The following is a 24,271-nucleotide window of genomic DNA, read 5'->3' as shown; positions in this document are numbered from 1 at the left end:
CTCAGTCCTTTCCGGCCGGCGCAGCCACGGGCGCCGTCTTCATCCGCACCAGCATGCCGTCGGCAAGGCCCTGCGCCCCCGCCACCACCACCTGCTCGCCAGCGCTGATGCCATCAAGCACCAGCCACTGGTTGCCCACCGCGCGGGCAGTGCGGAAGGTACGCAGCCGCGCCTTGCCCTCCTTGTCGACCAGCCACGCCTGCGCCTCGCCCTTGGCACTGCGGTCCACCGCCGACTGCGGTACCAGCAACGCCTGCTGCTGCGTGCCCTGGCCTACCTGCGCGCGCACGTACATGCCCGGCAACAGCTGTCCCTCGGGGTTGGGGAACTGCGCGCGCAGGGTGATGCTGCCGGTCTCCTGCTGCACATCGATGTCGGCAAATTCCAGCGTGCCCGGCAGCGGGTAGTCGGTGCCATCGGACAGGCGCAGCCGCACCGGCGCGCTGTTGGCCTGCACGCCCCCCTCGGCAATGGCGCGACGCAGCGCCAGGTACTCGTTGCTGGACTGGGTGATGTCCACGTTCATCGGGTCGACCTGCTGGATCCGCGCCAGCGGATCGGCCTGGGCGGATGTCACCAGTGCCCCCGGGGTGAACAGCGCACGCCCGATGCGACCGGCAATCGGTGCGGTGACCGTGGCAAAACCCAGCCGCGTACTGGCGGTATCGCGCGCTGCCTGCGCAGCCTGCACGGCCGCAGCCGCCTGCTGGCCACTGGCGATGGCATCGTCCACGTCCTGGCGCGCGGCCAGCTGGTCCTTGCCCAGCGCCTGCATCCGCTGCGCCCGCAGGCGAGCGGTCACGGCGGCCGCTTCGGCGGTCCTGAGGTTGGCCTGCGCCTCGTTCAGGGCGGCCTGGTACAGCGCCGGCTCGATCTGGAACAGGGGCTGCCCGGCCTTCACCAGCTGCCCCTGCTCGAACAGGCGCTTCACCAGCACCCCGTCCACCTGCGGACGTACATCCGATTCCTGCGAGGCAATGGTGCGTCCGGGCAGTTCCTGCTGCAGCGCCAGCGTCTGGTTCTGCAGCGTCAGCACGGTCACTTCCGGCGTCGCCTTGCCTGGTTTGGGCGCGTCCTTGCCGCAGCCGGCCAGCAGGGTAGCCAGGGCAAGCACCAGCAGCGGCCGGCGCCAGCCCGCGGCAGGCAGGGAGAAGTACGGAAGGGTCATCGGCAGCAGGTTCCACGCGCGGGGGGAGCGTTCGGCGCCGAATATAGAAGACAGCGCGCTGCGATCCAGCGAAAAACGCATGAAACATTTTTCATTTGCAGTGCACACCCGTGGTTGCGAGGATGCGCAGGTCCCAATATGCAAAGTGGCCCATGCCGCGCGTACTCACCATCGAGGACGACCTTGTCACCGCGGAGGAAATCGCCACCGAGCTGCGCAGCCACGGCTTCGAGGTGGATCTGGCCAGCGACGGCAGCAGTGGCCTGGCGCTGGCACGTTCAGGCGACTACGCGGTGATCACCCTGGACCGCATGCTGCCCGGCATCGACGGGCTGGCCCTGGTCACCACGCTGCGCCATGAAGGCATCGCCACGCCGGTGTTGATGATCAGTGCGCTGTCGGACGTGGATGAACGCGTGCGCGGCCTGCGCGCAGGTGGCGACGACTACCTGACCAAGCCCTTCGCCTCCGATGAAATGGCCGCGCGCGTGGAAGTGCTGATCCGGCGCCAGGGCCAGGCCGCTGCCAGCGACAAGGTGCTGCGCGCCGGCGACCTGGAACTGGACCTGATGAGCCGCTCGGTGCGCCGTGGCGGCCAGGAGATCAACCTGCTGCCGACCGAGTTCAAGCTGCTGGAATTCCTGGTCCGCAATGCCGGCCAGGTGGTCACCCGCACCATGTTGTTCCAGGAAGTCTGGGGCTACCACTTCGACCCGGGCACCAACCTGATCGACGTGCATATCGGCCGGGTGCGCAAACGCATCGAACAACCCGGCCGGCCGCAGCCGATCTTGACCGTACGTGGAACCGGTTATGTCTTCGACGCGCAGTCCTGACCATTGGCGCTCATCCAGCAGCCGCCTGCTGGGCCTGTACTGCATCCTGTTCGTGGCCTGGTCCAGCCTGCTGCTGGGCGTGATGTACTGGCGCATCTCGGACTACCTGAACGACCTGACCGAATCGGGCCTGCAGCAGCGCGCCCATCTGTTCATGAGTTTCGACGGCCCGGCGCTGGATGACGCGCTGCGCGACAGCCAGCGCTTCGACCTGCACCAGGTGTATACGTACGGGCTGTTCGACAAGGCCGGCGTGGCGATGGCGGGCCCGCTGACGGCCATCCCCGAAGGACTGCCGCTGGATGGCAACTCGCACCAGGTAGCGGGTTGGACGCTGGTCGATGGCCGCCACGAGAGCGGTGGCAGCGCGCTCGGCGTGGTGACCCGGGATGGCCGGACACTGGTGTTCGTGCGCCAGAACGGCAAGCTGATGGCGGTCAACAGCATCATCCTCGATGCATTGCTGTGGGGCGTGTCACTGACCGTCATCCCCGGGCTGGTGGGCTGGCATCTGCTGCGCCGGCGCCCACTGAAGCGGATCCAGCAGATCGAAGCGGCCACCAACCGCATCATTGCCGGCGACCTCGGGCAACGCCTGCCGGTATCCAACCGACGCGATGAGATCGATCGGCTGTCGAGCATCGTCAATGCCATGCTGGAACGCATCGAACAGCTGATGACCGAGGTCAAAGGCGTGTGCGACAGCATCGCGCATGACCTGCGCACACCGCTCACGCGCCTGCGTGCACACCTCTACCGCATGCGCGTGGGCCTGGACGAGCACGACCCGCATGCGGACCCGCTGGACAAGGCGCTGGCGGAGACCGACATGCTGATGGCGCGCTTCGCGGCCCTGCTGCGCGTGTCCGAGCTGGAAAGCCACCAGCGCCGTTCGGCCTTCGACGAGGTCGACATCGCCGACCTGTTGCAGGAGCTGCACCAGTTCTACCTGCCGTTGGCCGAAGAGAAGCAACAGGATCTGCAGCTGCAGGTGGCGCCGCAGATCGGCATGCTGCGCGGCGACCGCGAACTGCTGTTCGAAGCGGTGGCCAACCTGCTGTCCAACGCCCTGCAGTTCACGCCTGCGCACGGGCGCATCCTGCTGCGCGCGGTGGACGACCACGGCGCGCCCCGGATCGATGTGATCGACAACGGGCCGGGCATCCCGCCGCAGGACCGCACCTTGATCTACCAGCGCTTCTTCCGCGGCAGCAGCAGTGCCGGGCAAGGGCCCGGCTTTGGCTTGGGGCTGTCGATCGTGGCCGCCATTGCCGGGCTGCACGGCTTCCGTGTCCGCGCCGGCAGCGCGCCCGGCGGCGGCGCCTGGATGAGCATCCGGGGCGCCGCAGACGGCCTGCCCTGAAGCCGGACTCATCACCGGCAAGTGCATTTGGGAATCATTTGTATTTGGAAGCAGGCATCCGGATAATCCGCCGTCACCGCCCTTCCCGGATTCCCCACGATGCCCGCCCTGACGTCGCGCCGCCCGCTGCTGTACACGCTGTTCCTGCCCACCCTGCTGGCGTCGGCCATCGCCCACGCCCAGGACGGCACTGCGGCCCGGACCCTGGACAAGGTGACCGTGGTGGCCGAGCGCGCCAGCACCGCGACCAAGACCGACACCGCCCTGACCGAGACGCCGCAGGCGATCAGCGTGGTCACCCAGCAGCTGTTCACCGATCGCGGCGCACACAACCTGCAGGAAGTGCTGCGCTACAGCGCCGGTGTCACCGCCGACGCCTGGGGCCTGGACACCCGCAATGACGCCAGTTCGGTACGTGGCCTGGACCCGGTGCAGTACCAGGATGGCCTGCGCCGCAGCTACGGCTTCAGCCCGCTGGCACGCCCGGAGGTATACGGCCTGGAACGGGTGGAAGTGCTGCGCGGCCCGTCATCGGTGCTGTACGGAGCGGGTGCCACCGGCGGCATCATCAACGCGATGAGCAAGCGTCCGACCTTCGGCGCCGCCAGCGGTGAGGTCGGCCTGCAGCTGGGCAGCTTCGATCGTCGGCAGCTGCAGGGCGACATCGGCGGTGCGCTGAATGACGACGGCACGGTTGCCGGGCGTTTGGTCGGTCTGGTCCGCGAATCGAACATGCAGACCGATGTCCTCAAGGACGACCGCGTGTATCTGGCACCCTCGATCAGCTGGCGCGGTGAACGCAGTACGTTGACCCTGCTGGCCAGCTACCAGCACGACAAGACCGGCTCCAGCCAGCAGTTCCTGCCGCTGGCCGCCACCCTGCACGCAGCGCCCGGTCGCCGCCTGGATCCGACCACCTTCATCGGCGATGCCGGTTTTGACCGCATCGATTCGCGCGTGTACAGCCTGACTGCCCTGTTCGATCATCGCTTCAACGATGCGGTCAGCCTGCGCTCGGCGGTGCGCTACATCGACGGCAAGACCACCCTGCAGCAGTTGTATATGGACAGCTACAGCAATCCGGAAAACCCCTTCATCGATGCCGACCGGCGCGTGGTCAACCGCACCGCCTACGGCACGCAGCCGGACATCCAGGTGATCAGCGCCGACAACGCGGTGCAGTTCGACTTCGCCACGGGCGCCTTCCAGCACCTGCTGCTGGCCGGCGTGGACTACAGCCAGTACAAGGAGCAGCTGCAGCGGCTGGATGCCACCGGCACGCCCATCGACGTCTACGCGCCGGTATCGACCGCCCCGACCGTACGTGGCTGGGAGCGCCAGCCGGACCAGGAGTCTTCCCAGCTGGGCGTATATGTGCAGGACCAGATCCGCTGGGCTGATCGCGTGTCGCTGGTGCTGGGTGCGCGTCGCGACCATGCTCGTTCGAAGACCGAAGGCCAGCCCAGCCAGACCGACGATGCCACTACCTACCGTGCCGGCCTGATCGGCGACGTCGGCGGCGGCGTATCGCCGTACCTGAGCTACAGCGAATCGTTCCTGCCGGTATCCGGCCAGGATCTGTTCGGCAATGCATTCAAGCCGATGCGCGGACGCCAGGCCGAAGGTGGCATCAAGTGGCAGCCGGCCCGCAACATGCTGTTGACCCTGGCCGCCTACCGCATCACCGAGACCAACCGGCAGACCAACGATCCGGACAACGTGCTGAACGTGGTCCAGACCGGCCAGATCCGTTCCAAGGGCGTGGAGCTGGAGGGCCAGTTCCAGTTCGCCAACGACCTTACGGTCACTGCGGCTTACGCGCGCAACGAAGCCGAAGTCAGCCGCAGCAACTTCGCACTGGAAGTGGGCGAACGCCTGAACGACACCCCGCAGGACCTGGCCTCGGCCTGGGTGTCCAAGGGCTTCCAGCTGGATGACGCCGCACGAATGAAACTCGGCCTGGGTGTCCGCCATGTCGGCAACACGGTGTCGCTGGGCAACGGCGGCCGCGTCATCACCCCCAGCTACACCCTGGCCGATGCGCTGGTGGAAGTGCAGGTGACCAACTGGACCTGGGCCTTGAACATCACCAACCTCACCGACAAGCGTTACTACGCGCCGTGCCGCACCTTCGGCGATTGTTTCGCCGGCTACCCGCGCGTGGTCACCGGCACCATCAGCTATCGGTTCTGAGCACGGCAACGGCCGGCGACCGCCGCAGCAGCACATGCAGCAGCAGGGAGCTGCCGGCGGTCAGCGCCGACAACACGTGCAGCAGCTGCGCCAGCGCTTCGCCGCTGGCGCGCTGCAACTGCAGCGACGTTGACCCAGGCAGCAGCGGCTGGGCCGAATGCAGCGCACCGGTAGCCAGATAAACCGCGGCCTTGCCCACTGCCGGAGCGGATGCGCCCGGCAGGCGTTGACCGATGAGCGTCGCCAGCAATGCAGTCACCGCAGCAAGTGCGATGCCCTCGCCCGCTACCCGCACCGTGCCGAAGATTCCCGCCGCCATGCCCGCGCGTTGCACCGGCACTACGCTGACCGACAACCCGTCCATCAAGCCCCATGGCAATGCGGTGCCTGTACCGATCAGCACCAGCAGCGGGATCCATTGCGCCGGGAATGGATGTGCCGCCTGCCGCGACAGCAGATACAGCCCCAGCGCGCAGAGCAGCAACCCAGCCACACACAGGCGCGTGCTTCCCAGCCGGACGGCCCAGCGCGCAGCCAGCAGTGGCAGCACCAGCATCGGCGCGGACAGCGCCAGCATCTGCACGCCAACGGTGGCGACGCTCTGGCCATGCACGCCCAGCAACTGCAACGGCAGGACCACCAGCAGCACCACGTAGCCGAAGCAGGTTGCCACCGGCAGCAGCTGCACACCGACGAATGCCCGCTGTGCGAACAGCGAAAGATCGAGCAACGGCGCCGGCTGCCTGCGCTCGATCAGCACGAACGATGCCGCCAGCAACACGGTCGCCAGCAATGCCCATCGCACCCGCGCTGCGTACAGGCCGAATTCGCCCAGCCACAACAGCGCCAATGTCAGCATGCTCAGTGTCAGGCTGAAAGCCAGCATGCCCGATACGTCCAGCTGCGCAGCCTGCCCGCGGCTCTCCGGCAGCACGCGGGCTGCCAGCGTGCACGCCAGCAGAGCCAGTACACCTCCGGCGGCAAACACGCTTCGCCAGCCCAGCGCCTCAAGCAGTACGCCTGCAAGTAGTGGCCCCAGCGCCAGGCCGGCACCGAAGGTCGTGCCCAGCAGGGCAAACACGCGCGTGCGGGCCTGGCCGTGCCACGCCTGCGCCAACGCGGCGCTGCCCGACGCCAATGCCGCCGCAGCGCCCACGCCTTGCAACCCGCGCGCCAGGTCCAGCCAGAACAGATCCGGCGCAAGGCAGACGAACATCGTCGCCAACGCGAAGCCGCCGCTGCCCAGCAGGAACAGGCGGCGCCGCCCATAGCGGTCCGCCAGCCCACCTGCCGCCAACAGCAGGCTGCCGAATCCGAGCATGAAGGCGTTGGTCACCCAAGCCAGCGAAGCGGGCGAACTGGCCAACTGGATGGCCAACACCGGCACCGCGACAGCGCCGGCCGAGAACGACAATGGCAACGCGAGCGCGGCCAGACACACCGACAACAGGGCCCAGCGCCGTTGCGCGGAGTGGGAATCGGTCAGAAAACGGGCCATCGCGGCCTCCTGCAAACGGGGCCATTGATGATGAACACGCCGCGATCCGGGAAAAACAGGCCCGCAGGCGTTTGATTACAGCCAGATGTTCCGCAATCATTCCGCCATGGACTCCATTTCCGCACTGCTGGCCTTCGTCCGCACCGCCGAGGCCGGCAGCATTGTCGGTGCCGCCCGGGTGCTGGGCCTGTCCGCTTCCGCAGTGGGCAAGCGGATCGCCCGCCTGGAGCAGGACCTGGGTACGCGACTGTTCCACCGCACCACGCGCCGCATGCACCTCACCGACGAAGGCGACCTGCTGCTGCAGCGCTGCCGCCGGGCATTGGATGAACTATCCGAGGCCCAGGCTGATCTTGCGCAACGCCAATTCGCTCCGCGCGGCCTGCTGCGGATTGGCCTGCCCACCATCGGCTACCGTTTTCTGCTGCCGGTGCTGCCCGGCTTCCAGCAGCGCTACCCGCAGGTGCAGTTGGAACTTGATTTCAATGACCGCCTCGTGGATGTAGTCAGCGAAGGGCTGGATGCGGTGATACGCAGCGGTGAACTGGCCGATTCCAGCCTGATGTCGCGTCGCCTCGGCAGCTTCCACTTCGTGCTGTGCGCAGCGCCGGTGTACATGCGAACACACGGCTGGCCACAGTCGCTGCCGGAACTGCGTTCACTGCAGGCGGTGCGTTTCCGCTTCCCGACCACCGGCACGCTGCAGCCCTGGAGCCTGCCCGGCGTGAATGGCGATGCCGGCGCTGCTCTGGCTACGGCAATGACCTGCAACAACATGGAAGCGCTGCTGGCCGCGGCGATCGGTGCCATGGGCGTGGCCTGGATGCCTGATTTCCTGGCGGCCGAAGCACTGGCCGATGGCCGGCTGCAGCAGGTGCTGCCGATGCTGGAACGGCAGCACGGACAATTCTCACTGCTGTGGCCGGGCAATCGCCACCCCAGCGCGCGCTTGCGGGTGTTCATCGATTACACGGCCGAACATCTGTTCGCCCGTCCCCGCTGAGCAGACAGATGCACCGCCCGCCGCCGCTCCCCATGCACGACGCGCATTGCCACCCCCGAGGCAAGCGCCATCAGCGCACTCGTGGCTGACCACGAACGGGCGGCGGGCGATGCGGGTTGGCGTACCGGACAACTCTGGGACTGACCGGCGGATCATTGTGATCCCCACACATCGCCCACCACGGACAGCGGGTCACGAGATCCGCAGGCGCCATCCGTGCGCCTGCCGATCACGTGCCAGAGTTGATTGTGGGACGCCAATCCCAGCCGGCCGATGATGGCCGACGGGGACATGCTGAGTGCTGTCGCCGAGGCGGTATGTAGGGGTTGTCCGCGCCCGCGCCTCAGGCTTGCCGCAGGTGCGATTTCCAAGGGCAGAACTGCAGGACGAGTCACACTCCGCAGGCATGCACGACGCCGATCAGCGTCGCACCACTGCACGCAGCACAGATGCTCAGCTGGCAATCACGACACCGGTTGCGCTGCCATCGCCAGGAAATTCTGCAGCACCGGCGCAGGCGATTCCGGGCGCATGCAGAACTGCAACTCGAACGCAGCGTTGCCGCCATCCAGTGGTCGATAGACGATTTCTTCGGGACGGAACCCGGCCATGCTGGCCGGCACGATCGCCACGCCCGCTTCCACGGCCACCAGCGACAGCACTGCGTGCATGCCCTGCGCTTCCTGCACGACCCGTGGCGTGAAGCCGGCAGCAGTACACAGGCCCAGCACCTGCGCGTGAAAGCCGATGCCTTCGGCCGACGGCCATGAAACGAACGGCTCGTCCACCAGCGCGGCGACATCCAGCCGTGGCCGTGCGGCCAACCGATGCGCGCGCGGCAGGGCAATGGCCAGTCGATCATGGTCGAACGCCTGCAGATGCAGCTCTGCGGAAATGATCGGCGGAATCAGGATGCCCAGGTCGATGCGGCCCTCGCGCAGCCACTGTTGCTGCTGCCGCGAGGTGGCTTCGTGCAGATGCAGCTGCACCTGCGCAAACGCATGGCGGAACTGGCGGATCAGTGCCGGCAGGCGCCCATAGAGTGCGCTGCCGACGTAGCCGACACGCAGGCTGCCGGTCTGCCCTGCCGCCGCTTCCCGCGTGCGCTGCAGCGCCTGTTCGGCGTGCTGCAGGGTTGCACGCGCCTCCACCAGCAGCGTCTGCCCCGCTGCGGTCAGGCCCAGCGTGCGGTTGCCGCGTACGATCAGCCCGGTACCCACCTCGTCTTCCAGGCGCCGCATCGCCGCCGTCAATGGCGGCTGCGACATGTGCAGGCGTGCAGCAGCGCGATGGAAGTGCAGTTCTTCGGCCACCGCCACGAACTGGCGGAGCAGGCGCAGATCGATCATTTCATCGCAGGCAGGTGGAGACCTGCCTAGGGTACGCGTTCAACCGCGCGCGTCGACACTCGGCCGTGCAATGACCGGCCACTGCAGGGCCACCGATTCGATGCTGTCCGCTGCCACCGCACGCAGGTCGCGCGGATAGGCCACGTGTTCGGCTTCCTGCAATCGCAATGCATGGAACTGGCCGTTGCTGGCCCGCAGGGTCCAGCCACCCTGCCGGCACCGCGTAGAGGCAAGGAAGGCGACCCCGGGTGCCACCGCCTCTGGATGCAGTTCATCCGGTTCCCCGTCGATGCCCCACATGCGGGTCTTGGCCACCGGCGACACCGCGTTGACGACGATGCCGTGCTCGGCACCTTCCAGGGCCAGCACATTGACCAGCCCCTGCGCAGCCAGCTTGGCCATCGCGTAGCCGCACAGGCCGCGCTGCGCATACTGCGGGTACAGCGCGCGATCGGAGGTGGTCAGCACGATGCGGCCGCCGCCGGCAGCACGCATCGCAGGCCATGCCGCCTGTGCCAGCCACAGCGGTGTCTTCGCCGCCAGGCACAGCATCTGCTCCAGCGCATCGTCTTCCACCACTTCAATACCGGCGTAGGCCACCCAGCCGGCGTTGTGGATGATGAAGTCCAGGCGACCATGCCGCTGCAGGATGTCCTGCACGAGCGCGTGGCAGCCACTGCGCTGGTTGATGGGGCCGCTGGCGGCTTCGACCGGCAGGCCCTGGGCATGCAGTGCTGCCACCGCTTGGGCGATGCGCTGCGGATCGGTACCCGTGCCGTCCGTCGCGGCGCCCACGTCATGCATCACCACGTGCGCGCCACGCTGGGCCAGCAGGCGGCTGTAGGCCAGGCCGAGGCCACCGGCGGCACCGGTTACCAGGCCCACCTGGCCTTCGAACGAGATACTGGAATTGGGTTTCATCGGCACAGCTTCAACCAAGCGCGCCGGCCCCGGCCAATACTGTTGGCGGCACGCCACGATACGCCGACGCTATCGCGCGTCATCGGCTGAAGCGGCGGGCGCCGGCCACGCAGATCACCGCTGCCACGGTCACCAGCAACATGCCGGCGCTGACGGTCTCGTGCAGCAGCAGCGCCGCCAGCGCCAGGCCGAAGAACGGCTGCAGCAGCTGCAGCTGGCCGACCGCAGCGATACCGCCCTGGGCCAGGCCGCGATACCAGAACAGGAAACCGACCAGCATGCTGAACACCGCCACGTACCCCAGCGCCCACCAGGCCGACGCGGCCACCGCCGTGAACGAGGCCGGGCGCATCGCCACCATCAGCGGCAGCATCACCGGCAATGCCAGCAGCAATGCCCAGCTGATTACCTGCCAGCCACCCAGATGCCGGGCCAGGCGGCCGCCCTCGGCATAGCCAAGTCCGCACACCACGATCGCTGCCAGCATCAACAGGTCGGCCTGCAGTGAGGCTTCGATGCCGTTGCGCGCGGCGTAGCCGACCACACAGGCGCTGCCCAGCAGCGAGAACACCCAGAATGCCGGGCGTGGCCGGTCACCGCCGCGCAGGACGCCGAATACCGCCGTGCTCAGCGGCAACAGGCCCAGGAACACGATGGTATGTGCCGAGGAGGCGTGGCGCAGGGCAAGCGCGGTCAGCAACGGGAAGCCCACCACCACGCCCAGGCTGACCAGCACCAGACCGGGCAGATCGCTTCTGACTGGGCGCGGCTGGCGCAATGCCAGCAGCAGCACCAGCCCCAGCAACGCGGCGATGCTGGCGCGTGCGGCGGTGACGAAGCTGGCGTCCAGCTCCATCACTGCCAGGCGGGTGGCCGGCAACGAGCCGGCGAAGATCACCACACCTATGAAGCCATTGATCCACCCGCTTGCCGACCGTTCCACACCCTGCTCCAGAAATGCCGGGCAATGGCCGGCCGTGCCCGTCATTGGGCCACCGGGCACGGGCGATACACAGCTACAATCCAGTACAGTCACAAGTAACTGTACTGCCCACAATCCCCTTACAGTCACGCGCATGTCCCGACCGCCCAGCCGCATCGACAGCGTCATCCACGCCGTCCGCTCCCGCATCAGTTCGCGCCTGGATGGCCCGGGCAGCCGCCTGCCCTCGGTGCGCGCGCAGGCCACGGCGATGGGCGTTTCCGTGTCCACCGTGGTCGAGGCCTACGAACGCTTGGCCGCCGAAGGCGTGATCGCCGCGCGCGCCGGCTCCGGCTTCTACGTGGCTGGCCCGGCGGCACCACTGGCGCTGGCGGAAATGGAACCGCGGCTGGATCGCGCGGTGGACCCGCTGTGGGTATCACGGCAATCGCTGGAAACCCCGCCGGGACACCTCAAGCCTGGCTGCGGCTGGATGCCCAGCGACTGGCTGTACCACGATGGCCTGCGCCGCGGCCTGCGCCGCATGGCCCGCGCCGACTCCGCGCAGCTGGTGGACTATGCAGGACCGCTGGGTCTGCCGGCATTGCGGCAGACACTGCAGCGACGCGCGGCCACGCTGGGCATCGACGCGTCGATGGAGCAGTTGCTGCTGGCCGAATCGGGGACGCACGCGGTCGACCTGATCTGCCGCTTCCTGCTGAAGCCCGGTGACTGCGTGCTGGTCGACGACCCAAGCTATTTCAATTACCACGCGATGTTGAAGGCCCATCAGGTGCAGGCCATCGGCATACCGTACACGCACACTGGGCCGGACCTGCAGGTGTTTGCCAGCGCGCTGCAGGAACACGCGCCACGCCTGTACATCACCAACGCCGGGCTGCACAACCCGACCGGCGCGGTGCTGTCGGCGACCACGGCACACCGCCTGCTGGGCCTGGCCGAACACAGCGAACTGATCATCATCGAAGATGACATCTTCGCCGACTTCGAGCTGCGCCCGGCGCCGCGGCTGGCGGCGCTGGATGGATTGTCGCGGGTGATCCATGTCGGCAGTTTCTCAAAGACCATTTCCGCGGCATCGCGCTGCGGCTACATCGCCGCGCGCCCGGACTGGATCGAGGCACTGACCGATCTGAAGCTGGCCACCAGCTTCGGCGGTGGGCACTTGGCCGCGCACCTGATGCAGATCGCACTGACCGACAGTGGCTACCGCCGACACATGCAGGCGGTGCGCACGCGCCTGGCCGATGTGCGCAAGCACACGCTGCGGCAGGTGCAAAAGCTGGGCATCACGCCATGGCTGCAACCCGATGCAGGGCTGTTCCTGTGGTGCCAGCTGCCCGATGGCCGCGATGCATCGGCGGTGGCCAGGCAGTGCCTGCGCGAAGGCGTGGTGGTAGCGCCGGGCAATGCCTTCAGCCAGTCGCAGCGCGCTGCCGACTACGTGCGCTTCAATGTGTCGCAGTGCCAGGACCCGAAGATCTGGCAGGTGCTTGGGAAGGCGTTGCAGACGCGTACACGATGACTGGCGATTGACCGGCCTGTATCGCCTGGAAGCAGACGGGATGAAGCCCGCGCTCTGAAAACCCCGGGCTCAATGGGCGAGGTAGGTCTCTGCCGGGATGTCCAGAAGCTCCGGACCCGAAAGCGCGGCGCCCCGCAGATCGGCGCCGGTATTCAAGGCGTTGTCGATCGCATTGAGCGACGAACTGCGCTGGCAGATCGCCCGGAACGCGGCGCGTGGCTCTTCGTGGTACATGGCCAGGGCGCGCTGGAGACCGGCAGCGAATACAGGCTCACGGTCGAGCGGCAGTTCATGCAGCTCGCCTTGTGCGTCGGAGGCGGTGAAGGTACCGGGCAGCTGCACGCCCAGCTCCATATGACCGATCAGGGCCATGGCGAAGGCTTCAGGCAACCACACCAGCAGGCGTCGCATCTGCCAGTGTTCGCTGCCGAGCGCGAGCAGCGCCCGCTCGGCCTGCTCCTCATCCACGCCCCCCCGTCCCAGCATTGTCAGCGCCAGTTCAAAGGCTTCCGCCGATGGCATCGCGGGGCTGCGAGGGTCCATTCCCGATCTCTTCAATGCATGCAGGCGCAGACCTTAAGCAAAGGCGGGCCACTGTGCAATCGACACTTGCCGAGCACGGTAAAGTGGATGTTCGCCATTGCCGCAGGAATCCTTCCGATGTCCTTCTCCGATCCCCACGCCGTGGCCCGCTACGCGGAGGGCCCGCTGCGGCAGGTACCCGGTTTCCTCGGACTGCAGCAGATGAGCCACCTGCTGCTGGCCGAACACGTACCCGATGATGGCCAGGTGCTGGTGCTCGGCGCAGGCGGCGGCCTGGAACTCAAGGCCTTCGCAGAAGCGCACCCGCAATGGCGGATGCTCGGCGTCGATCCTGCCGCGCCAATGCTCGCGCTGGCCGAACAGACCCTGGGGCCGTTGATGGCCCAGGTGACGCTGCTGGAAGGCTACATCGACGATGCCCCGCGCACCGTCTTCGACGGCGCCACCTGCCTGCTGACCCTGCACTTCCTCACCGTTGAACAGCGCCTGCACACCCTGCGCGAACTGCGGCAACGGCTGCGCGCAGGTGCGCCGTTGGTGGTGGCGCACCACAGCGTGTCGCAGGACGCGGCCGGCAAGCATCGCTGGCTCCAGCGCTACGCCGCGTTCGCCGAGGCTTCCGGCATTCCACGTGCCGATACACAGCGCGCGATCGAGGCGATTGCCGAGCGCCTGCCGCTGCTCTCACCCGAACAGGAAGTGGCGCTGCTGCAGGAGGCCGGCTTCGAGAGCGTGGAACTGTTCTACGCCGGCTTCAGCTTCAGGGGCTGGGTGGCACATGCGCCGGCCACACCGGTATAGCGCCGCGACGCACGCTCATGGCACCACGGTGATGCCGATCCGCTGCATCAGCAGCGCGACCTGCTGCACATCGAGCGTGGCGCCACGCAGGTTGGTGCTGCGCAGGTCCAATTCGCCCAGTTCGGAGTTGGTCAGGTCGCAATCGGTGAAGTTGGCGGAATTCCAGTCGACGCCATCGAACTGGCCGCCGGACAGGTCCGACCCTGCAAAACTGGCGCCGCTCACGTTGGCACCGTCCCAGCGGTTCTCCCACAGCTCGCACTTCTCCAGCGTCACCCGCGAAAAGTTGGCATAGCGCAGGTTGCTCTTCTTGATGAAGGCACTGCAGAACCAGCTGCGCGTGGTGATCTGGTTCATGAAACTGGCGTTGCTGAAATCGGCACCCTGTGCGCGGCATTCGCTGATTTCCAGCCCCAGCGCCTTGATGAAGTTGAAATTGCACATGCTGATGTCGCACTGGCAGAAGCTGGCTTCCTTCAACGTGGCACCACTGAAACGGCACCCGGTGCGCGTGTCGGCATCGTAGAAAACGCAGTTCACGAACTCGGTGGCGGTGAGGTCAGCGCCGGAGAAATCGCATTCCAGGAACTGCTGGTCGACCACCTTCTGGCCGGTGAACTGATCGGCGCCGATGCGCAGCTTATGGTGAACAGTGGAGGGCATGCAGGGTTCCGTGCCGGGTGCCTTGCCATGATGCCGCGCTGGAAAGGCGATGGACAGCACCAACTCGCGCGCGATTCACCAGCGCTGCAGCCGCAGTGTGTACAGGCGTCCCTACGAGCCGCCACCAACGCCAGATACTGCACATTAACGCACAGACAACCTGGTAGAGCGCATCGGCCGGCAGAGGGCGATCTTGACCGGTGCGCTGCTGGCCTGCGCCGGCGTGCTGGTGCTCACCCTGGTCACGCCATGGCAGGTGTCGTTGGTCGGCTATGTGCTGGCCGGCCTGGGCTGCGCCACCATCGCACCGGCGCTGTTCTCGCTGGCTGGCAGCCAGAACCGGATGCCGCGGGCGATCGCCATCACCGCCGTGTCCACCCTCGGCTTTGCCGGCATTCTTGCCGGCCCGGCGCTGATCGGTTTCGCCGCCAATCACTTCGGCCTCATCGCCGCCTTTGTCGGTGTGGCGATGGCGCTGTTGCTGGCGGCGGTGTCGACGCGCTGGCTGCGGGCGTGATGCGCATGGCGGCGCTTGTGCCGGAATGTCATGCGCAACCGCCGGTAGCCGATGACGGTTGCCGTTGCACATAACGCGGTGCCTGCCAGGCTGAGCAGCAGCAGCACGACCAGCCGCGCACTGTGCTGCCGCAGCATTGCCGGCAAGTCCCAGCTGTGCAGGAAGGAGAACAGCCAGCGACCTGCGCGCTCGCGCTTGCCCAGCGTCAACAGCAGATCGCCGGTGGCCAGGTCGACATAGACGCGGGTTGCCTCAGCGTCATCGAAATCAGCCATCGCCACCGGAAAGCGACGTACCGCGGCGCCGTTCATCGCCTCTGCAGCGCGTGGGTAGAAGTAGGCATCGGGCGCCTGCAGAATGGTGAATCCGCGCAGCCGCGCGTCGGACATCGCCGCGACCCTGCCCCGCAACCATTCTGCACCGAACGCATTGGACACCTGCAGTGCGCCGCCCCGCTCTCTGACCACGCGCGAATCGGCGTTGCCATCCAGCACCACCGCGAAAAGTTCACCGCCGATGCGTCGCCACTGGATCTCGACCGGCACGAACCGCGGCGTGTGCACTGCAGCCAATAGCGCAGCCGGCTGCGCAATGACACCTGTATCCACCGGCACCACGCCCTGATAGCGCGCAACGTCAAACGAGGCACGAGAGCTGCTGAACACTCCCAGCGGATTCATCGACATTAACCCACTGAAGATCCAGGTGAACACGAATGCGCTCGCCATCAAGCCAATCAGGTGATGCCAGCGCATCCACGGCTCCTGGTACGGCGTCTTCGACCCCGACCGGTATTGTCCGCGAAACCGCCAGCGCCAGATGCCGACCACGACCCCGCTGATCGCGGCCACCGTGCACAGCGCCGACAGCACGATCACCGTCCAGGTCCATACCGGGTCCACCGACTGCATACGCAGGAAGTACAGCCAGTGCAACCACGCACCCACATAGTTCCAGCGCTGCTGCAGGCGCGGCGCATCCAGCACGACTTCGCCGGTCCGCGAGGACACGTAGACATCACCGGGCTGTGCGCCGCCGACGCCGACGCGATACAGCGGTCGATGCGGATCCAGCGCGCGCGAATGCGTCCAGCGGTCTTCGTCCAGCGGCATGGCGCCAACGAAGGCAGGGCCGCCGGCGAACTGCGCGGCGGAAACCTCGGCCAACTGCGCCGATACCGGCGGCAATGCCTGTCCGGTAAGAACCGACCACGCGCCCACGTTCGCGCCGGAGCGCACCACGTAGGCGGGCTCGCCACGCAGCGTCGTCAACACGACCCGCTCAGGCGCCTGTCGCACCACTTCCGGCAGCACGGAAAGTGCCTGCCAGCCGCGCGCGTCGACCAATGCGGGCAGCGCGGCCAACCGCTCCGCTGGCGTCAGCTTCGGGTAGCCGACGAACAGCATCACCATGCCGCTGACGAACCACAGCAACATCAGCAGGCACCCGCCGATGCCCAGCCAGCGATGCGTCAGGTAGGTCCAGCGTTTGGCGGTGGATCGCAACGACATGGCCTGCGTCCTCAGAAGCGATGGTCGAGGCTGAACTCGACGCGCCGGTCTGCGCCCAGCAGCCACTGCGTGCTGGTGTAGTACGCCGTGGCGTAGTACGCCTTGTCGAACACGTTGAACATGCGCGCGGTCAGCCGTGTGCGCGGCGCGGCCTGCCAGGTCAGGGCCAGGTCGGTGGTGGCGTAACCCGGAAGCTGCAGCGTGTTGGCGTTGTCGGCATAGCGCTTGCCCACGTAACGCACGCCACTGGCCACGCTCCAGTCGGGCTGGAACTGCCAGCTCAACCAGACGTGGGCCAGGCGCTCGGCCACGTTCGGCGGCACGTTGCCATCACGCGAGACGATCACCGCCGGCGTGCCGGTGGCTTCCAGGAAATCCTCGAACCCGGCCTTGAGCACGGTCGCGTTGGCATCCAGCGACCACTGTGGAGCGAAGTTCCAGTTCAACGAAGCTTCGATTCCCTTTGAGGTCTGTGCCCCCACCTGCACCCGCCGGTCGGGCTGCAACGGGTCACGGCTCAGCAGGCCGGTCTTGCGGATGCGATAGGCCGCCAGCGTCCACTCGCCTCCGTCGAAGGCCTGCTTCATGCCAACCTCGATCTGCTTGCCCTTGGCCAGATCGAACACGCCGTTGGCCGGGCTGATCATCAACAGACCACTGACCGGGTCGGCAGCCTGCGAGTACTGCGCATAGAGGGTCAATGTTGGTTGCAGCGCGAAGACCGTGCCCGCGCGCCAGCCGGTGCTGTTGTAGGTCCTGGAGAACGCACGCTGGCCGCTGACCAGGTCATTGCGGTCGATCGTGGCGCGATCGTGGCGCAAGCCCGCGAGCACCGACCAGCGCTCGCTCAGTTCCAGCCGGTCTTCCACGAACAACGCGACCTGTTCGGCGCTGTTGCGGTAACGCGGCAGGTTGGGGGCATCGCTGCTGAACCCACCGGGCACCGGGTTGAAAGGATCCACCGGCCCCGAGCTGCCCGCATAGGTGTTGTTGATGTGCTTGAAATGCGCACGGTTGGCATCGAAGCCGACAGCGAAACTGTTCGGCAGCCCACCTGCATTGCCCAGCAGGCGCAGCGTGGAGGTCAGTCCGGTCTGGTCCTGGTTGTGGGTGATCTGGGTGTTGCCGGAGCGGTCGATCAGGCCGGTGCGCCCGTTGTAGACATAGGCCTCGGCATTGCGCCAGTCGCGCTGGCTGTCGATCTGGTAGACGCGTGTGCGCCACTCCACGTTGTCGTTCGGCGTCCAGGCCGCATCGAGCTGGGTCCAGCGGTCGCGGAAGCGGATCACGCTGTCGGCCACGTTGTAGTTCTCGTGGCGCAGCGCGCCCAGCTGCCGCCCATCGATCAATGGCGTACCGAAGTAGCGCATCGGCTTCTGGTAGCCCTGCGCATGGGTCAGCGTGAACTGCAGATCCGTTCGTGGCTGCCATAGCAGCGCAGCAGAGAACGTGGCATCGCCGTTCTGGCCGCGATCGACCCACCCGCTGCTGTAGTTGCCGCTGACATCCACGCGGTAGGCCAGCGCCGGCGTGAGCGCACCGCCACTGCCGAAGCCCAGGCGCGCAGTGTCCTCACTGCCCAGGGTTACGCTGACCTCGTTCTCGATGGCGCCGCGCGAAGGCTTCTTCGGCACGATGTTGACCACGCCGCCGATGGCGCCATCGCCGTGGATGACCGAGGCCGGCCCGCGCAGCACCTCGATGCGCTCGATCGACCAGGTATCGAACGGAAAGGTGATGCCCACACCACCGTACTGGCGCAGGCCGTCATACAGGCGCATCACCGAGGCGCCATCGGTGAAACCACGGCTGGACAGCGCACTCAGGCCGTTGCCGGGATGGGGCATGGCACTGATCGCGCCAGCGCGGGTGATCGCGTCGTTGAGATTGGAATCGCCGCGCTGCTCCAGCTGCTCGCGTGAAATCACCGTCAGGCTGGCCGGCGTCTGCAGCACGCTCAGCCCGAGCGCCGAAACGGTATTGGCGGTGGAGGACAGCGAACCGCTGCGGGTATCGACCACGCGGACGGTATCCAGGGTTGTCGGAGGTGCCGCATCGTCGGCAAGGGCGGGCATGGTGTGCAGGAGGGACATACACAGCACAGGCAGCGCGGCCCTGCACAGACGCGCAGGGTTGGGGATTGTCTTCATTTGTTCACGGCATGCAAGGCCGCCCCGCACTGCGAGGCAGCAGAAAGAAAGGCGCACGCGGTAGTGCCGGGCCACGCCTGGCAACCTGGGAAAATCAATCAGCGCGTGCGCAAAGCGCTCAGACGGCCAGCAGCACCGGTGGCCCGCGCGCGCCCAACGTGCCGCAGATCCGCTGCGGCAACGTCTGCACCGCACCGCGCAGCGCACGGCACACCGGTGCCAGCGGAATCATCAGCAGCAGCGCCGCCACCAACAGCGTGATCAGCCTGCCGGCAATCAGGCAGTAATCGCAGTCCACGCCCATCTCGTGGTCGGCGTGTGGATCGGCCGGCGGCTTCGGTGTCGCTTCGCCATGCTGCATTGCCATCGCGTGGTGGTCGTGATGCCCTTCCATCGCGTGCTGCGCGTGCAGGGCGTGATCCATGACCGCCACCGGTGCGGCAGACGCAACAACGTGCCCATGTACCAGCCAGCGGCTCACCAGAGGCGCGAACAGCACCAACAGCATGGCAAGCCATGCCAGGGTCTGGAACCGGCGGTGGAGAACGGAGCGGCGCACCCAGCCATTCTACGAGCCCGGGGCCAACCTTGGACCACGTTCAGGGTTGCCACCCCGGTCCTGCGACATCGTGTCGCAGGCGACTACATGCCGATCCTTGCCCTGTGCCGATATCGCGAGAAAGGGACGGAAGGGCGCCTGGTGTGAGCGCCCCCTTCCCTCCCCTGGCGGCAACGCTAGAACCGCGCCGGTTGCTGCACAGCGCGTTCCAGGAACATGACGCCCGCCTGCAGGCTGTTGCGGGCGTTCTCCAACCAGCGCTCCGGATCGGCTACCGCGAACCGCTCCTGTGCATCCACATCCCCGGAGTCAGCCAGGTCGGCCAACTGCAGATGGATATGGTGCTCCACCAGGCTCATCAATACGGCGAGCTCGGCCGATACCCCGGCGATGCGTTCGGTGAAGCCAGCGTCGTTGCTGTTCAGAGACATGTCCCCTGTTCCTATGCGTTGCGGTGTTGATGGATGGCTTCAAAACGCTCGGCACAGGCAGGCCCACAGAACAGTCTGGCCGGATCGTTTTCGAAGTCTTCGCTGCAGTCCGGGTTGTGACATTCCCCAGTAGGTATGAGAGAAACAACGTTGCCGGCCCGCACTGCGTGCTGGGCCAAGGCGCGTTGCAGGTGGCGCGCTTCCAGTTCCTGCGCTTCGTCGATGGTGTCCGTCATGCCAGTCGTATTTTACCGGGAGGTGGTCGCACCGATTGAGAACGTCGCGACCGTCGTGCGCGGCATCAGCACGGCATCGGACAGGCCTGCTTCATCGGGTTCGTTTTCAGACATGCGGACTCCTTGTGCATGGCGCCCGGGTTGGGCGTTGAGAGAGGGCGAAGAGCCGTATCGAACGGCAACGGCATCATCGGAAAATGCGTTCTCGCCGGCTGCGACGCATCGTCGCGATGAGGACGATCTGCGACTGTCATCCCAGATCCCTCGCTGACAAGGACGCCATGCGAGGCCGGGGATGCAAGGTGTCAAAAGGTGTTGCAAAAACAAGCCCGCTCCGACACCATGATGACGTCACCACCTTCCATCACCCACTGGCCACGTTGCGCCGGGCAGCCGCCGCATGTCCCGCGTTCAACGGGCAGCACACAGCACCCTGGCCGCAACCGGCCGCTGTGAACCGAACCACGCTTCAAGGGGACCCCGCCGAATGCATACACCGCACCCAGTGCAGGACATCGTTCCCGCATTCCTGCAGGCCATGCACGCACACGGCATCGTGCCTGATGCGCTTGGCCGAGATGCACTCAATGCGGACGGCACGCTGGTACGCTTCCACGTCGAAGGGGATCGCCGCGGCACCCGTAATGGCTGGGCCGTGCTGTTCGGCGACGACGTGCCCGCCGGCGAGTTCGGCAGTTGGCGTACCGGCCTGCGCCAGGGCTGGTGCGCGAAGTCGCCGACCTCCCTGACCGCCGCCGAACAACGCGCGATCCGGCAGCGCCAGGATGCCGCCCGCGCGGAGCGGGAAAGACAGCAGCGCGAACGCGAGGACGCGGCGGCCAAGGCGGCCAATGTCCTGTGGAACCGTGCAGTGCCTGCCGATGCCAGCCACCCGTATCTTGTGCGCAAGGGCATCCAGGCGCACGGGCTGCGCGTAGCGGCGTGGCCGGTGCGCAACAGCGATGGTCTGGTGTTCCGGCACATCGACAACGCACTGCTGGTCCCGGTGACCAATACCGCGGGCCGAATCGTCTCGCTGCAGGCGATCTTTCCACGCATGGACCTGGCGCTCGGTCGCGACAAGGACTTCCTGGCGGGCGGCCGCAAACAAGGCTGCTTCCATCTCATCGGCAAGCCGCTGTCCGGCCAGCCCATCGCCATCGCCGAGGGCTACGCCACGGCGGATTCCATCCATCAGGCGACCGGCTGGTGCGTGGTGGTGGCCTGGGACGCCGGCAACCTGGCCGCAGTCGCACGCGCATGGCGCACCGCCATGCCAGACGCAAGCCTGGTGATCTGCGCCGACAATGACCGATGGACCCGGCAACCGCTGGACAACCCCGGCGTCACCCAGGCAACGCATGCCGCTGCGGACATTGACGCACGCGTGGTATGGCCGAAGTTCGCCGTACTGCATGACGAGGATGACCGCCCCACCGACTTCAACGACCTGCATCTGCGCGAAGGTCTGGAGGCACTGCGTGCGCAACTGATGCCGGCCCCTGCCGCCACCGCCGATGAAGCGGCCACGGAAGATGAGGCGCCGGCAGTGGCCGCCGCGCGCTATCTGGTGCCTGGCAACCTCTCCGCTTTCGACACCTTCACCCCGTTCCCCGACTGCAGCGCACGTGGCCGGCCGTTGCCGACCGCGCGCAACCTGGCCGAACTGTGCCGGCGCACCGGCGTGATCGTGCGCTACAACGTCATCCGCAAGGATCTGGAAATCCTCGTTCCCGGCCTGCAGACCACCGTGGACAACGCCAAGGAGGTTGCCGCCGGCGAAGTGATGGACTGCATGCACCGCGCCGGCATGGCCGTCGCCAGCTTCGAGACCAACCTTTGCCAGGTGGCCGAGGCCAATCCGTACAACCCGGTCGCCAGCTGGATCACCTCACGGCCATGGGATGGGCAATCACGCCTGCAGGCGTTCTTCGACACAGTGCAGGAAGCCCAGCCCACACGCATGGCCGACGGCCGCGTACTGAAGGAGATCCTGATGCGACGCTGGTTGATCTCCGGCGTTGCCGCCGCATTCGAGCCCGATGGCGTGGTCGCCCGCGGCGTACTGACCTTCGTGTCGAAGCAGAACCTGGGCAAGACGCGCTGGGCGCGGCAGCTGGCACCGGCCGAGCTGCAGCTGATCGCCGACGGCGTGGTGCTCGACCCCGCCAACAAGGACAGCGTCAAGCAGGTCATTTCCAAGTGGATCGTCGAGCTGGGCGAGGTAGATGCCACGTTTCGCCGCACCGATATCGCGGCATTGAAGTCGTTCATCTCCCGCAGCCATGATGAAATCCGGCGGCCCTACGCACGCACCGAGTCGCGCTATGCCCGGCGCACGATCCTGTTTGCCAGTGTCAACGACGAACGCTTCCTGCGCGATGCCACCGGCAATACGCGCTGGTGGACCGTGCACGCCGTGGCGCTGGGCGAGCCTGCCCGGATCGACATGCAACAGGTCTGGGCCGAAGCGCATGCGCTCTATTGCAACGGCGAAACCTGGCATCTGGCGAGTGATGAGCTGGACGCGCTGAACGCCACCAACAGCGAACACGAGCCGATCTCGCCGATTGCCGAACTGATCGACCGTCACTTCGACTGGTCGCTGCCTGCCGAGCAGCGCAGCGTGCCCTATCGCGCCACCGAGATCGCCATTGCAGTGGGCATCGACAAACCCAGCCGCCGTGACGTCAACGAGGCGGCAGCCTACGTGGTCAAGCGCCATGAGGTACGCACCAGGCTGATCGGCAAGGAACGGGCGAAAGTGTGGCTGATGCCACCGCGCAGCCGCAGCGTTGCCGAGCACGCCGCCGGACCGTTCTGATGCCTTGGACCCACGACGGACGCAGTGTCGGTAGCAGCAGCGCCGACTGGCGCCTGGACTGCGAGGCACGACACCTGCTGGGGCTGGACGGTTACCACTGCATCGATGCGCGCGGACGCAGGATGAAGATCGGGCCTCGCCGGCACCGCCAGCAGTACCTTCAGCGCGTGCAGGCAGCACGTGGCCTTGCCGAGCGCGATCGGCTGGCAGCGGCCGCGCTGCGGATATGGGACGCAGCAGCCCCGCGCCCTGGAAATGGATGACAGTAGATGAAAGGTGTTGACGAGAAGCGACTGCAAAGGCAAGATATGGGTAACGGCCACGCCACCTTCCAGGAGCCCAGCCATGCCTCGCGCCCGCCTGCACGCCTTCGAAGGCGAACAGCTGACCGTGCAGCAGATCCATCAACGCGTGCCGGTTCTATCGCAACGGACCATCCGCGACCACCTCGCCGCCGGCCGCCGCACGTCCACGGCCATGCTGTGCTTCGACCCGATCGCCGCCGCAGCACGCGGTGGCCGCATCACCCAGCGCATCCTGCGCGCCCGCAGTACCACCGGCAGCGATTGCTGACTGCCGCCGCGCCTGCGCCTTCCCCCAGGAGTACTTACCGCATGATCCCCGCCTCGCTCGACAGCAGCCAGCGCATGATCGCCGACACGCTGGCCGCATTCCGCTGCGGTTCCGCCTTTGGCAGCGTGCCGCTGCTCCCCGCCCCTCTGACGCGGCCACCACTGTACATCGGCATCACCGGTGCCAAGGGCGTGGGCAAGGACACCCTCGCCAACGGCCTGGCCTCGGCGCTGGCCCTGCGCTGCGACACCTTCGATGGCCCGGTGCGGCCACGTGCCAGCACCGAATGTCGTCGCGAGCATGTCCATCCGGAGCTCTGGGTACGCTCGTTGTTCTCGCGCCTGCCCGAAGGCGGCCTGGTTCCCGATGTCCATTCCGCTGACGAGGCGCGCGCCATCCGCCGTCAGGGTGGCGTTGTGATCCGCATCACCCGCCCCGGCCACGACAGCGTGGACCTGCATGCCGGCGGCCAGCCGCTGCCCGCCGCGCTGATCGATTTCGAGCTGCACAACGACCGCAGCGCGGCCGATCTGGTGCGCATGGCACTGGACCAGTTGATGTGCCGTGGCGTGATCTGAACGGCCTGCCGCAGCCGCCGCCGTGCGACGGGCCGGACCGTTGCTTCCTCATCCATAACGCAGGTTCCGGCCCATCATCGGCGAAA

The 24,271-nt window shown here is 66.8% G+C and carries 22 protein-coding genes and 1 pseudogene; 11 read left to right on the top strand and 12 right to left on the bottom strand.

The window, feature by feature from the left end; translation table 11 throughout:
- Position 1 precedes the first annotated feature (1 nt).
- Positions 2-1,168, bottom strand: coding sequence for an efflux RND transporter periplasmic adaptor subunit (locus tag CLM74_RS04985; protein WP_105164934.1), 1,167 nt, complete (start codon positions 1,166-1,168; stop codon positions 2-4).
- Between the two features lie 152 nt (positions 1,169-1,320).
- On the opposite strand from CLM74_RS04985, the gene CLM74_RS04980 reads away from it, so the two are divergent.
- From CLM74_RS04980 to CLM74_RS04970, 3 genes are all read left to right on the top strand, one after another.
- Positions 1,321-2,004, top strand: a complete 684-nt coding sequence (locus tag CLM74_RS04980; protein WP_025874050.1) for a response regulator transcription factor — start codon at positions 1,321-1,323, stop codon at positions 2,002-2,004.
- Entirely contained in the window at positions 1,982-3,367 is a 1,386-nt protein-coding gene (locus CLM74_RS04975) for a HAMP domain-containing sensor histidine kinase (RefSeq protein WP_025874051.1), read from the top strand. Before CLM74_RS04980 ends, CLM74_RS04975 begins: the two co-directional genes overlap by 23 nt.
- 99 nt (positions 3,368-3,466) lie before the next feature.
- The gene (locus CLM74_RS04970; protein WP_105163560.1) at positions 3,467-5,560 is read left to right on the top strand and encodes a TonB-dependent siderophore receptor; all 2,094 of its coding nucleotides are present in this window, start codon (positions 3,467-3,469) and stop codon (positions 5,558-5,560) included.
- On the opposite strand, the gene CLM74_RS04965 is transcribed toward CLM74_RS04970, so the two are convergent.
- Positions 5,544-7,058, bottom strand: a complete 1,515-nt coding sequence (locus tag CLM74_RS04965; RefSeq protein ID WP_105163559.1) for an MFS transporter — start codon at positions 7,056-7,058, stop codon at positions 5,544-5,546. The genes CLM74_RS04970 and CLM74_RS04965 overlap by 17 nt on opposite strands.
- A gap of 106 nt (positions 7,059-7,164) precedes the next feature.
- On the opposite strand from CLM74_RS04965, the gene CLM74_RS04960 reads away from it, so the two are divergent.
- Positions 7,165-8,061 (top strand): LysR substrate-binding domain-containing protein, encoded by an 897-nt coding sequence (locus CLM74_RS04960; RefSeq protein ID WP_105164933.1) that lies wholly within the window; start codon positions 7,165-7,167, stop codon positions 8,059-8,061.
- A 464-nt stretch (positions 8,062-8,525) separates the two neighbouring features.
- On the opposite strand, the gene CLM74_RS04955 is transcribed toward CLM74_RS04960, so the two are convergent.
- From CLM74_RS04955 to CLM74_RS04945, 3 genes are all read right to left on the bottom strand, one after another.
- The gene (locus CLM74_RS04955; protein WP_025874053.1) at positions 8,526-9,410 is read right to left on the bottom strand and encodes a LysR family transcriptional regulator; all 885 of its coding nucleotides are present in this window, start codon (positions 9,408-9,410) and stop codon (positions 8,526-8,528) included.
- 39 nt (positions 9,411-9,449) lie between these two features.
- On the bottom strand, positions 9,450-10,331 hold the full coding sequence (locus tag CLM74_RS04950) for an SDR family oxidoreductase (RefSeq protein ID WP_049467249.1): 882 nt from the start codon (positions 10,329-10,331) through the stop codon (positions 9,450-9,452).
- 79 nt (positions 10,332-10,410) lie between these two features.
- Complete coding sequence (locus tag CLM74_RS04945; protein WP_099785940.1) at positions 10,411-11,274, bottom strand: DMT family transporter; 864 nt, start codon at positions 11,272-11,274, stop codon at positions 10,411-10,413.
- A 133-nt stretch (positions 11,275-11,407) separates the two neighbouring features.
- Between CLM74_RS04945 and CLM74_RS04940 the strand changes: the two genes are divergently transcribed.
- Entirely contained in the window at positions 11,408-12,799 is a 1,392-nt protein-coding gene (locus CLM74_RS04940; RefSeq protein WP_059063268.1) for a PLP-dependent aminotransferase family protein, read from the top strand.
- Positions 12,800-12,868: 69 nt separating this feature from the next.
- Here CLM74_RS04940 and CLM74_RS04935 read toward each other — a convergent pair whose 3' ends face one another.
- Positions 12,869-13,342 (bottom strand): hypothetical protein, encoded by a 474-nt coding sequence (locus CLM74_RS04935; protein ID WP_158684102.1) that lies wholly within the window; start codon positions 13,340-13,342, stop codon positions 12,869-12,871.
- A gap of 117 nt (positions 13,343-13,459) precedes the next feature.
- On the opposite strand from CLM74_RS04935, the gene CLM74_RS04930 reads away from it, so the two are divergent.
- Complete coding sequence (locus tag CLM74_RS04930) at positions 13,460-14,143, top strand: class I SAM-dependent methyltransferase (protein WP_105163557.1); 684 nt, start codon at positions 13,460-13,462, stop codon at positions 14,141-14,143.
- A 15-nt stretch (positions 14,144-14,158) separates the two neighbouring features.
- On the opposite strand, the gene smqnr is transcribed toward CLM74_RS04930, so the two are convergent.
- Entirely contained in the window at positions 14,159-14,806 is a 648-nt protein-coding gene (gene smqnr / locus CLM74_RS04925; protein ID WP_025874060.1) for a SmQnr family pentapeptide repeat protein, read from the bottom strand.
- 154 nt (positions 14,807-14,960) lie between these two features.
- Here smqnr and CLM74_RS04920 point away from each other — a divergent pair.
- A pseudogene (locus CLM74_RS04920) lies at positions 14,961-15,323 on the top strand (MFS transporter); the annotation flags it as partial.
- Here the strand turns inward: CLM74_RS04920 and CLM74_RS04915 are convergent.
- The 5 genes from CLM74_RS04915 to CLM74_RS04895 form a co-directional block, all read right to left on the bottom strand.
- On the bottom strand, positions 15,239-16,834 hold the full coding sequence (locus CLM74_RS04915; RefSeq protein ID WP_105163556.1) for a PepSY-associated TM helix domain-containing protein: 1,596 nt from the start codon (positions 16,832-16,834) through the stop codon (positions 15,239-15,241). The pseudogene CLM74_RS04920 and the gene CLM74_RS04915 sit on opposite strands and share 85 nt — an antisense overlap.
- An 11-nt stretch (positions 16,835-16,845) precedes the next feature.
- Positions 16,846-18,984 (bottom strand): TonB-dependent receptor, encoded by a 2,139-nt coding sequence (locus CLM74_RS04910; protein ID WP_105163555.1) that lies wholly within the window; start codon positions 18,982-18,984, stop codon positions 16,846-16,848.
- A 118-nt stretch (positions 18,985-19,102) separates the two neighbouring features.
- Positions 19,103-19,492: a DUF2946 family protein gene (locus CLM74_RS04905; protein ID WP_105163554.1), complete on the bottom strand. Its 390-nt coding sequence runs from the start codon at positions 19,490-19,492 to the stop codon at positions 19,103-19,105.
- A 227-nt stretch (positions 19,493-19,719) separates the two neighbouring features.
- Entirely contained in the window at positions 19,720-19,974 is a 255-nt protein-coding gene (locus CLM74_RS04900; protein WP_089239227.1) for a hypothetical protein, read from the bottom strand.
- An 11-nt stretch (positions 19,975-19,985) separates the two neighbouring features.
- A complete protein-coding gene (locus CLM74_RS04895; RefSeq protein WP_099842021.1) occupies positions 19,986-20,210 on the bottom strand; it encodes a hypothetical protein in 225 nt (74 codons plus the stop codon).
- 487 nt (positions 20,211-20,697) lie between these two features.
- Here CLM74_RS04895 and CLM74_RS04890 point away from each other — a divergent pair, with 487 nt between their 5' ends.
- The 4 genes from CLM74_RS04890 to CLM74_RS04875 all read left to right on the top strand — a co-directional run bounded on the left by CLM74_RS04890 (position 20,698) and on the right by CLM74_RS04875 (position 24,185).
- Positions 20,698-23,034: a VapE domain-containing protein gene (locus CLM74_RS04890; RefSeq protein WP_105163553.1), complete on the top strand. Its 2,337-nt coding sequence runs from the start codon at positions 20,698-20,700 to the stop codon at positions 23,032-23,034.
- Positions 23,034-23,297: a hypothetical protein gene (locus CLM74_RS04885; RefSeq protein ID WP_105163552.1), complete on the top strand. Its 264-nt coding sequence runs from the start codon at positions 23,034-23,036 to the stop codon at positions 23,295-23,297. Before CLM74_RS04890 ends, CLM74_RS04885 begins: the two co-directional genes overlap by 1 nt.
- A gap of 82 nt (positions 23,298-23,379) precedes the next feature.
- Positions 23,380-23,607 (top strand): hypothetical protein, encoded by a 228-nt coding sequence (locus tag CLM74_RS04880; RefSeq protein WP_105163551.1) that lies wholly within the window; start codon positions 23,380-23,382, stop codon positions 23,605-23,607.
- 41 nt (positions 23,608-23,648) lie between these two features.
- The gene (locus CLM74_RS04875) at positions 23,649-24,185 is read left to right on the top strand and encodes a hypothetical protein (RefSeq protein ID WP_105163550.1); all 537 of its coding nucleotides are present in this window, start codon (positions 23,649-23,651) and stop codon (positions 24,183-24,185) included.
- The last annotated feature ends 86 nt before the right edge of the window (positions 24,186-24,271 follow it).

It is taken from the genome of Stenotrophomonas sp. MYb57 (genome assembly GCF_002966815.1).
GTDB lineage: Bacteria > Pseudomonadota > Gammaproteobacteria > Xanthomonadales > Xanthomonadaceae > Stenotrophomonas > Stenotrophomonas indicatrix.
This window is presented reverse-complemented; position numbering and strand designations above follow the sequence as displayed.